Source organism: Paenibacillus sp. TAF43_2 (assembly GCF_052113545.1).
Classification (GTDB): Bacteria; Bacillota; Bacilli; order Paenibacillales; family Paenibacillaceae; genus Pristimantibacillus.
In genome coordinates this window covers 17,335-27,245 of the sequence record NZ_JBFRDK010000081.1, presented here as the reverse complement: position 1 = coordinate 27,245, position 9,911 = coordinate 17,335, and the positions used below count along the sequence as shown (strand labels likewise).

The window sequence follows — 9,911 nt, the reverse complement described above, 5'->3', positions numbered from 1 at the left end:
ATCGTAGCCTACGCCCTTCCGTCCAAACTCTCCGAAATAAGCGAGATCTTTACGAATCTGAGCAGGATTTAAATCAAGCTTTGTGCCTAAATCCTGCGAAGAAATGGTCTGAATCTCACGATTAAGCATTTCATTTAGTACTTGCAAATAAACGGGAAGCCTTCTGACGACAGCCTCCGATATTTTCGTTTGCTTCATCGTTTTTCCTCCTCTTCGCTGGACACAGCTTGATTTTCCTGCGGCAATGCTGCGTATTCATCCGTTAACCATTCTCTCATTCGCACGACCATTTGATCCATATGCATCGTTTCGATTTTTGGTCCTGGCAGTGAATATAAGAAGTGTTTACCGTAGTAAGTGTCGATTACTCTTGTATCATATATGATTACGATCCCTTTGTCTTGTGAAGTCCTTACTAGACGCCCAAAGCCTTGTTTAAAGCGAATGACGGCTTGGGGAATCGACAATTTCATAAAAGGATTTTGTTTCTGCCGCTGCAGCATCTCAGCTTTTGCTTCCACTAAGGGATGGTTAGGCGGTTGGAATGGCAAACGAACGATGGCAAGGCAAATCAGAGCTTCTCCGGGTATATCTACACCTTCCCAGAAGCTGCTCGTGCCAAGTAAAACGGACTCTGGCGTTTGACGGAAACGTCTTGTAAGTTTCGTGCGATTGCCGCTGTCTATTCCTTGTCCGAGCACTTGAATACCTGCAACGCTTAAAAGCTCTTTAAGCGGCTCGTAGACCTGCCTTAGCATGCGATAGGACGTGAACAGTACAAGCATTCTGCCCTTCGTTTCCTTAGCAGCATCAGAAAGCGATTTTACTAACATATCCAAATAGGTGTCATCAACAGCTGCTCCCTTGAGTACTGGGAAGTTGCGCGGAATGACAACTAATGCCTGTTCCCGGTAATTAAACGGTGAAGGCAATTGAACAGTTTTAAGCCTGCCCTGCTGTTCGTATCCAGTTAACCCAAGCTGCTCCTCTGCGTATTGAAAAGATTTTTGCACAGATAACGTCGCAGAGGTTAATACGATACTTTCTTTGACATCAAAAAAATATTTTTGCAGCTGAGCGCTTACATCTACCGGGACACCGTATAACTGTAMAGATCTGTAGCGGTATACACTGCTTGCCTCGATCCAAAACACAGAGTCCGCAAGCTCTAAGGTGATAAACGTTCTAAGCTCATCCTTAAGACGTGATAAATCACGTACCGCGCCATTTAAATCCGTTATTATCGCTTGAACACCGGAATCGTCAACACGGTCTTTAATATCGGTAACCATTTTATCGACGGTTCGAATGACTCGGTTAAGTTCAGTGTGGATATTTCCTTCAACCGTAACGCCGTCCTCCCAGCCTGCTGGAAGCTCGTTTTTCTTAAGCCGGCATACCGACTGACCATTCTCGGTTGGTCCATCCGATGAAGTTGAAGTAAAGCTATAAAACATTTCAAACAGCTTATCCCAGTGCTCCTTAATTTCTTGGAAAATAGGAATAACGGTATCAATCGTCTCCAACCAGGAAGCTTGATGTGCGTCATCCTCATACATAAGCTTCTGGCGAAGCCCAGGCAATAATCCAGAGCGCGCATCTTTATAAAGCCGAAGAACAGCCTGCGTCAAAGAGAAGTAGTTAACTTGCATACCTAGATGCTTGCCGGCAACCTCTTCCACATGATGTGCTTCATCAATAATGAGATGAGTATAGGAAGGCAATAAACGATGATCTGCTTGAACATCAGTAAATAACATTGAATGATTCGTTATCGTAACATCAGCAATGTTTGCTTCATGCTTCGCGCGATGATAAAAACATCTTTTGAACCAAGGACAAGCTCGATTTAGRCATGAATCCGTATCGCTCGCTACCGTAGACCAAAACTCAGCACCCTTGTTGCCGAAGTTAAGCTCTTCCTGATCGCCAGTTTCTGTTTCCCCAAGCCATACGACCATTTGAGCAGCTGTAACTGTATCCTCAATCGGCGATACAAGATCTTTTGTGTTGATTTTACCTTCAAATTTGCGCAAGCATAAGTAATTCCCTCTGCCTTTAAAGATCGAAGCTCTAAACTCAAATGGCAGTATTTCCTCAAGCAATGGCAAATCGCGTTGACGAAGCTGCTCCTGCAAATTGATTGTATGCGTACTAACGACAACTTTTTTGCCGTTCTGAATGCCATAATAAAGCGCAGGAATTAGATAACCAAGCGACTTCCCTGTGCCTGTACCTGCTTCTATAAGTAAATGCTGATTCTGATTTAGAGCGCTGTACACCTCTTGAAACATGGCTACCTGCGCTTCTCTTTCCTCATAATTCTCAAATTTCTGTTCGAAGCGTTGTCTTACATCAGCTAAATAATTGTCAAATGAAACATCCGTTAATGGCAGCACACTTGTACCGCCTGAACGCGGAGGCTGTTCATCGCTCCATTCGCGAACCTTCAATGCAAATTGATTAAAATAGTCATATTCATTCGATTCGAATACAGTACTATATTCCATCTGCTGCCCGGTATGCTTAATAAACCAGCTCAAATCGCTGCCGTCATCTACAAGCGTGGAAAGCCGCTGCAAAGTAAGCAGCGGCAATTTGCGAAGCTTTTTTACCGTTTCAATTAGCAATAGCGCAGTTGCATTTGCATCGCTGTCCGCGCGGTGATGTTGATCATGCGGTATTCCAAAGAGCTCAGAAACAGCTCCAAGCTGATACGTATTAATTGTAGGATATAAAATTCGTAATAATTCAATGGTATCCAGCCTGCGGCCTGCAAAAGGGCGCCGACCACATCGTGCTAATGCTTGGTTTAAAAAACCGGCGTCAAAACCAACGTTATGAGCGACCAAAACGGCATCATCCAATAACGGAACCAGCCCTGCAATAACCTCTTTGAGAGTTGGAGCATCCGCAACGACCGTTTCATCTATGCCTGTTAATTGTGTAATGAAGGCCGGTATCGGGATATTAGGTCGAACAAAGGAGCTATACGTATCGATAATTTCAAGCTCCTCTGAAACGATGACTAGCCCAACCTGCAAAATATCATCATCCGAGCTGTGTCCCGTCGTTTCTAAATCCAATACTGCAAATTTCATTTATTCCCCGATCCTCTCACAAACAGCACAGCTCCGTGCTTCCGAAATATAACGATAAGTGCTTGGGTGTTTCTTGACATGATTTCAAATTGTTTAACGGATCCTTGAAGCTGGGACAGACCTCATAAGCTTTCATAAATAATTGCTCTGCTTGTGCCAAATTCATTTGCACCGCTTGAATGCATCCTAGCGCATTATAGCCCATTGCAAGCCATTTGGGGAAGTCCGTCAATACAATCAGCAATTGAAAATGCCGCTGAGCTTCACTCCAGTTCTGGAGGTGCATCTGAGTCATGCCCAAAAACAGTCTAGCCAAATTACATTCCGGCGATTGTAAAATAGCCGTTTGAAATTGCACTGCTGCTTGCGAAAACATAAATAGCTTGTAGTAACCTTGTCCTTTGGAGATGACCGCAGCAAGCTCGTCCGAAATTTCAAAATCTGAAGCTGGACTGCTGACTGCGATACTTACAGGCACACTTGATTGAACCGCCCCTTCTGGGGCTTGTTCCTGAACTTGCGATACTGCTGCTTGATCGCCTTGCTGCTCCTTGAACTCAGAAAACTTCTCTTCAAATTCAAGCCATTGTTCAATAAATGTGTCACTTACTTTTTTGAGCTCAAGCATTTGCTTTTCGAACTGCTGCTTTTCACTTGCACCTGCACCATCGTACTGTTCAATAATTTGATCAAGCATTTCGTTCATGGATGAAAACATATGCTGGAACATACCGCATCCCGCCTTCGCCAAAGAATTAAGGAGTGTTATGTTCATTTTTTGTTTCAACGCCGCTTTTCATACAGCATCCCATTCGTTACATAATGCAGGGATTAACGTAGTGAAAGATCAAATTACAGGATTGTTGCGTGCAGCTCTTCGTTTAAAATGGTCAAGGGTCGATTGTTCGCATCCAAAATCGTTACAATCGGTTTGTGTGCTTTTGCATCAGCGTCAGTCATCATCGCATAAGAAATGATAATCACTTGGTCACCTGGCTGAACTTGTCTAGCGGCTGCGCCATTTAAGCAAATTACACCAGATCCGCGTTCACCTGTTATGACATAAGTCTCAAAGCGAGCACCATTATTATTGTTAACGATTTGAACCTTTTCATTTTCCCATATGTTAGCCGCATCCATCAAATCTTCATCTATTGTAATGCTACCGACATAATTCAGGTTCGCTTCCGTTACTGTTGCCCGGTGCAACTTGGATTTCATCATCGTTCTGAACATGCTGGTTCACCTCCGCTGTCTGTAATATCCGATTATCTATAAGCCTTGTTGCGCCAAACTTTACAGCTAATGCCAAAATTAGCGGTTGCTGAATCGTACTTAATAAAACTTTTGCATCCAGCACCTGCAGGGATGGATAGTGAAGTAGCTCCACATAATCAATTACAGCTTCACTTGCTTTCACCAATTGCAGCTTCACTTTAGCCTCCAGCCGCTCAGCCGTCATATCAGGCTCATTCATCCAATCAGAAGCCTGCTGCAGCGTTTTGGACAATACGACTGCCTGCTCACGCTGCTCCGCATTAAGAAATACGTTTCTTGAGCTTAAAGCAAGACCATCCGGTTCTCGAACGATAGGACTTGGCACGATTTCCACTGGAAAATTAAGATCTCCAACCATTTGCTGAATGACAGCAACCTGCTGAGCATCCTTCATGCCAAAATAAGCACGATCAGGAGCAACCAAATGAAACAGCTTGCTTACTACCGTTCCCACCCCGTCAAAATGTCCAGGTCTGGAAGCGCCGCATAAACGATCCGTTACCTGATTGACAATGACCATTGTCAGCGGCTTATTCGGATACATTTCTTGAACGGAAGGAATAAACACGATGTCGATCCCGCATTCTTCTGCAAGCGCAAAATCACGCTTCTCATCTCGCGGATACCGATCCAAATCTTCATTAGGTCCGAATTGCAGTGGATTAACAAATATGCTAAGCACAGCGGTATCATTTTCGGCATGTGCTTGGCGCATTAAGGAAGCGTGACCTTCATGCAAATAACCCATAGTTGGCACAAAACCAATGCTTTTATTTTCCTTGCGCACAGCAGTTAACTGCTGCTTTAGCTCAGCTTTCGTGCGGCAAATGATCATTTCAATTTGACCTCCTTATTCGCGAGGTCCTTATTTTCAGTTATGTTAAGATTGCTGCTCTCAGAGGAGCCGCCATACAAAGAAGGAATATGGGCAGGTTGTGCATTAAACACATGCTCTTCTTCAGGAAACTGGCCCGTTTTTACATCATCCACATAAGATTGGATCGCATTTCTAATGGTTGTTCCAATATCTGCATAGGTTTTTACGAATTTTTTCTCAAAATAAGGAGATGAATATTGCAAAATATCATGATATACAAGCACTTGGCCATCGCAGCCGCGACCTGCGCCAATTCCGATAATCGGAATGGAAAGCATTTCGCTGATCATCGTAGCGATTGGTTCAGTTACTAGTTCAAGAACGATACTGAAAGCACCTGCTTCTTCCAGCGCCTTCGCATCTTTCACTAGCTGCTCCACTTCGGCATCTAATTTACCTTGAACTTTGTACCCGCCAAGCTGATGAACCGATTGTGGCGTCAGGCCGATATGCCCCATAACAGGGATGCCTGCTTTGACAAGCGCGGATACATCAGATGCAATTTCAACGCCGCCCTCCAGCTTTACAGCCTGAGCACCGCCTTCTTGCATAATTTTCGCTGCATTGCGCAGTGTTGCTTCACGTCCAATGCCATAAGTCATGAAGGGCATATCAGCAACGATAAACGTTTGCTGGGCACCCCTAGCAACTGCTCTTGTATGATAAACAATGTCATCAATGGTTACTGGGATGGTAGTCTCATATCCAAGTACAACGTTCCCGAGTGAATCACCAACCAAAATGACATCAATTCCAGCTTCTTCAGCAAGCTTGGCTGAAGGATAATCGTAAGCTGTCAAAACGGAAATCGCATTGCGGTCCTGCTTCATCTTCTTAATTTTTGTAATCGTCAGTCGTTTCCTCATCAGCTTTCATCCTCCCGTTCAATGATAGGATAAACACAAAAAAACCTTTTAGCCGCTGCCAAAAAGGTCCCCAAACTGAAAAGGAAACGTTTGCTTGTTGTGCTTCCTTCTGTCTCGGTCCCTACGGCTCAGAGCAGAGTGTGCATTCCCAACCATTTACATCGTATTTTTTATCATCAGTGCAGCTTCCTTAGAATACCACCTGATGACTTTAGTTTACCAAACTTTCTTCATTACGTAAACGACTTGTAATGCGTTATAGAGGTTCGCCCATCTCTGCAGAGAAAACAGGCTTAATGGAGCCGTCCTCCAGTTGAATGCGAATAGCGCCGCTCTCTTCTAGTCCAATCGGAATTCCAACCAATTCGCCTTGTGGTGTTGTAAGGCGCACCGTTTTGCCCAAAGATACGGACAAAGCTTCCCATAACGTTACAATCGGGCTAAAGCCTTGCTCCTGATATAGAAAATACAACTGCTCCCATTCCTTCAGAAAATCAGCAATAACTTCTTCTCTTGACCATTTCTGCTGACCGCTGATGCGAAGTGATGTTGCTTTCTCCAGCAATTCCACTGGGTAATCAGCTTCTTCTAGATTTACGCTAATGCCTATCCCTGCAATAACATATCGAAGTCTTTCGTCTTCTGCGGCTGATTCAAGCAAAATACCGCTAATTTTTTTACCTTCAATCAGCAAATCATTTGGCCATTTAATTCCAATCGGAAGCCCAGTTAAACGCTTCAGGCTGCGGCATAACGCTACCGCTGTCAATAAGGTAAGCTGCGGTGCAAAATGAATCGGTACGGAAGGACGCAGCACCATGCTCATCCAAATACCTTTGCCGCGCGGCGAAATCCATCCTCGTCCCATGCGGCCGCGGCCTTTAACCTGCTGCTCAGCAACAAATAAAGTACCCTCCAAGGCGCCTTCTTCTGCTGCAGCGCGAGCAAGATTTTGAGTGGATTCCACCGTTTCAAAATAATGAATATGCTGTCCAAATATGTTGCCTTGCAGCTGATTTTCAAGTTTCTCTACAGACAGCATGTCCGGTATGCTTAGAAGTCGATAACCAAGCCGTCTTGAAGCTTCAAATTGATAACCTGCCGCTTCAAGCTTGCGAATATGCTTCCATATCGCCGTTCTGCTGACGCCGAGCTCTTGGCTAATGTTTTCTCCTGACACATATTCACCTGGTTTGTCTACAAACAATTGAAGCAAGAGCTCCTGATTCATCTGCGCGTGCCTCCTAAAATAATGCAAAACAATCTGCTGTGAAAGTTAATGTTCATCGCTCGAGCGACGCTTGCTCAAGCAAAACATTTCGTTCATTCTCAATCTCACCAAGTGCTGTTAGCAATAGTAATCTGCTTAATGTTTCACTAACCCATGGTCCAGCATCTCGTTGCAAATGATTTGTTAGATCCTTGCCGGTCACTTTAAGCTGCTTAAGTGATGAAACGGTCATTAAATCAATCCAGTTCTCCAAACGTCTTAGAAACGCAGCAGTGAAGGCTAGCTCCTGACTCTCTAGCGTTCGCATAACATGAATCCATTCGCCGCAAATCCCTTTTCCATAACGAATGACAAGGCTTAACCAGCTCGAGTGAAGCTCATGTTCATTAGTTTGCGTCGAGACAACTAGCATTTCATTATGTATCGCTACAATTGTACTTATGGTCTTACTGCGCGTATTTGAAAATTTCAACGCTTGCAGCGTCTGCTGCGCTGCCTCAACAGATATATGCAACCCTATTGCTAGTACCGCCCAGCGAGAATCAACAGCTGTCAGCTCATGCAAGCGAGAATAAATCGTTTGTGCTTGGTCTCCGTGTCCCATCTCTTTCAGTGATAACAAAGTTTCTTCATGGAAGGACTCCTTCAAATGAAACAAAAGTCCGCTTGCGGCAACAAAATGCAGCGCTCTTTGCGGAGCAGCTCCAGCTACCATTTTATCTAGCTCGACCTGCACTCGCTCCATCGCAATATACTTTAACAGCTCGCGATAACGAATGACTGCTTTCCATGTTCGCAGCGAAGGAGTAAGCCCGTAGATGCCAATAAATCTGACCGCTCTTAACATACGAAGCGCATCCTCTTGAAAACGTGCGTTCGGGTCGCCTACTGAGCGGAGCCTCTTGGACTGCAAATCATAAATTCCACCATATGGATCATAAAGCGTGCCATCGCTATAAAGCGCCATCGCGTTCATCGTAAAATCACGGCGCAGCAAATCACCGTCAAGTTCGGTAATATAAAGGACACTTTCCGGCTTGCGATGATCCTCATATGCGGATTCTTGCCTAAACGTCGTCACTTCATATGTGATGTTGTCTTGTATAACCGTTATCGTGCCATGCTGCAAGCCCGTTGGTATGCATCGCTCAAACAGCTCAAGCACCTGCTCTGGACGGGCAGATGTAGCGATATCAACGTCTTTGATTGGTATATCTAAATACGTATCACGAACTGCGCCTCCCACAAAAACGGCTTCGAAATGATGCTCTCGAAGCCGCTCAATGATAGGCAATGCAGCTATGATCGGTGTTGATAATGAAAGCCGCATGTCATGCACCTCTTCTTGCAGAGGAAATGATTAGCTATCGCTGCAAACAGCGATTGGCAAATCTGCCTCTATGCCGAGTACCCGATAATAGATCTGCTCATATTGTGTTGTAATTACATCATTACAAAACTCGTTTCTTGCTCTAAACATACAAGCCTGCTTAAACTGCTCATGCAGCTTCTCATTCGTAAGCAGCCTCTCCGTATTTTTAGCCATATCTTCGACATCGCCGATGTTTGACAAAAATCCAGTTTCACCATGAGTAACAAGCTCAGGAATACCACCAGCATTAGAGCCAATAGTTGGAACGCCGCAAGCCATCGCCTCAAGCGCAACAAGCCCGAAGCTTTCTTTCTCTGATGGAAGCAACAGCACATCTGCCATTGAAATGACTTGTGCAACATCCTCTTGCTTGCCCAGAAAATGTACACGGTCTTCAAGGCCAAGCTGGCGAATGCGACACTGAATTTTTGAGAGCTCAGGTCCTTCGCCGACTAAGAGAAGTTTCGAAGGAACCTTCTCGGAAACGCGAGCAAATATTTCAACAACATCCCCAACCCGTTTGACCGGACGGAAATTAGAAATATGCATCAAAATCTTCTCATTAGGAGCCGCATAATCAGCTCGCAAGGAAACCGCATCGCGTGGATAATAAACACGTTTATCAACAAAATTATAGGTTAAATCAATTGGTGTCGTAATATCAAGCAGCTGCCTAGTCTCTTGAATCAGATCCTTTGAAACGGCAGTTACAGCGTCGCTTTGATGGATCGCAAGACGAATTAAATCTTTTAACGATTCATCCTGTGCCAGCACTGTTATATCCGTCCCATGCAGCGTTGTGACCGTTTTTAAACCATCGCCATTCATTTGTTTCGCCAAATAGGCGCAAACCGCATGAGGCACCGCGTAGTGGACATGAAGCAAGTCAAGCTGCTGCATTTTGGCTACCTGTGCCATTTTGCTTGCTAAAGCTAGATCATAAGGCGGGTAACGAAACACATAATAATCATTAACTTCTACTTCATGATAAAAAATATTTTTATTAAAGTGTCCCAATCGGAAAGGAATGCTGTGTGTAATAAAATGAATTTCATGACCACGTTCTGCCAGTAATTTACCTAGTTCGGTTGCAACTACGCCCGATCCGCCCAAGGTAGGATAACAGGTTATACCAATCTTTAATTTTCTCGCCACTGTTGTCGCACCTCCTGTGTTCGTTACGTAT

9 protein-coding genes are annotated in these 9,911 nt (G+C 44.4%); all 9 read right to left on the bottom strand.

What is annotated here, in order from left to right:
• A partial coding sequence (locus AB4Z17_RS18105) for a winged-helix domain-containing protein (protein WP_441961199.1) occupies positions 1–198 on the bottom strand: 198 nt, incomplete at its 3' end.
• A complete protein-coding gene (dinG, locus tag AB4Z17_RS18100) occupies positions 195–3,101 on the bottom strand; it encodes an ATP-dependent DNA helicase DinG (RefSeq protein ID WP_441961197.1) in 2,907 nt (968 codons plus the stop codon). The genes AB4Z17_RS18105 and dinG, both read right to left, overlap by 4 nt.
• A gap of 16 nt (positions 3,102–3,117) precedes the next feature.
• Entirely contained in the window at positions 3,118–3,876 is a 759-nt protein-coding gene (locus AB4Z17_RS18095) for a hypothetical protein (RefSeq protein WP_441961195.1), read from the bottom strand.
• Positions 3,877–3,953: 77 nt separating this feature from the next.
• Complete coding sequence (gene panD / locus AB4Z17_RS18090) at positions 3,954–4,337, bottom strand: aspartate 1-decarboxylase (RefSeq protein WP_076265703.1); 384 nt, start codon at positions 4,335–4,337, stop codon at positions 3,954–3,956.
• Positions 4,264–5,214, bottom strand: a complete 951-nt coding sequence (panC, locus tag AB4Z17_RS18085; RefSeq protein ID WP_441907427.1) for a pantoate--beta-alanine ligase — start codon at positions 5,212–5,214, stop codon at positions 4,264–4,266. Before panC ends, panD begins: the two co-directional genes overlap by 74 nt.
• A complete protein-coding gene (gene panB / locus AB4Z17_RS18080; protein ID WP_441961192.1) occupies positions 5,211–6,122 on the bottom strand; it encodes a 3-methyl-2-oxobutanoate hydroxymethyltransferase in 912 nt (303 codons plus the stop codon). Before panB ends, panC begins: the two co-directional genes overlap by 4 nt.
• 256 nt (positions 6,123–6,378) lie before the next feature.
• The gene (locus AB4Z17_RS18075; RefSeq protein WP_441907425.1) at positions 6,379–7,353 is read right to left on the bottom strand and encodes a biotin--[acetyl-CoA-carboxylase] ligase; all 975 of its coding nucleotides are present in this window, start codon (positions 7,351–7,353) and stop codon (positions 6,379–6,381) included.
• 52 nt (positions 7,354–7,405) lie between these two features.
• Positions 7,406–8,683, bottom strand: coding sequence for a CCA tRNA nucleotidyltransferase (locus AB4Z17_RS18070; RefSeq protein WP_441961190.1), 1,278 nt, complete (start codon positions 8,681–8,683; stop codon positions 7,406–7,408).
• A 30-nt stretch (positions 8,684–8,713) separates the two neighbouring features.
• Positions 8,714–9,880, bottom strand: a complete 1,167-nt coding sequence (gene bshA / locus AB4Z17_RS18065; RefSeq protein ID WP_441907423.1) for an N-acetyl-alpha-D-glucosaminyl L-malate synthase BshA — start codon at positions 9,878–9,880, stop codon at positions 8,714–8,716.
• Positions 9,881–9,911: the final 31 nt, after the last annotated feature.

What these genes read in the sequence shown, in the direction of transcription:
- AB4Z17_RS18095 (WP_441961195.1), bottom strand. Translation starts at nt 3,876, where the DNA reads ATGAACATAACACTCCTTAATTCTTTGGCGAAGGCGGGATGCGGTATG.
- panD (WP_076265703.1), bottom strand. Translation starts at nt 4,337, where the DNA reads ATGTTCAGAACGATGATGAAATCCAAGTTGCACCGGGCAACAGTAACG.
- panC (WP_441907427.1), bottom strand. Translation starts at nt 5,214, where the DNA reads ATGATCATTTGCCGCACGAAAGCTGAGCTAAAGCAGCAGTTAACTGCT.
- panB (WP_441961192.1), bottom strand. Translation starts at nt 6,122, where the DNA reads ATGAGGAAACGACTGACGATTACAAAAATTAAGAAGATGAAGCAGGAC.
- AB4Z17_RS18075 (WP_441907425.1), bottom strand. Translation starts at nt 7,353, where the DNA reads ATGAATCAGGAGCTCTTGCTTCAATTGTTTGTAGACAAACCAGGTGAA.
- AB4Z17_RS18070 (WP_441961190.1), bottom strand. Translation starts at nt 8,683, where the DNA reads ATGCGGCTTTCATTATCAACACCGATCATAGCTGCATTGCCTATCATT.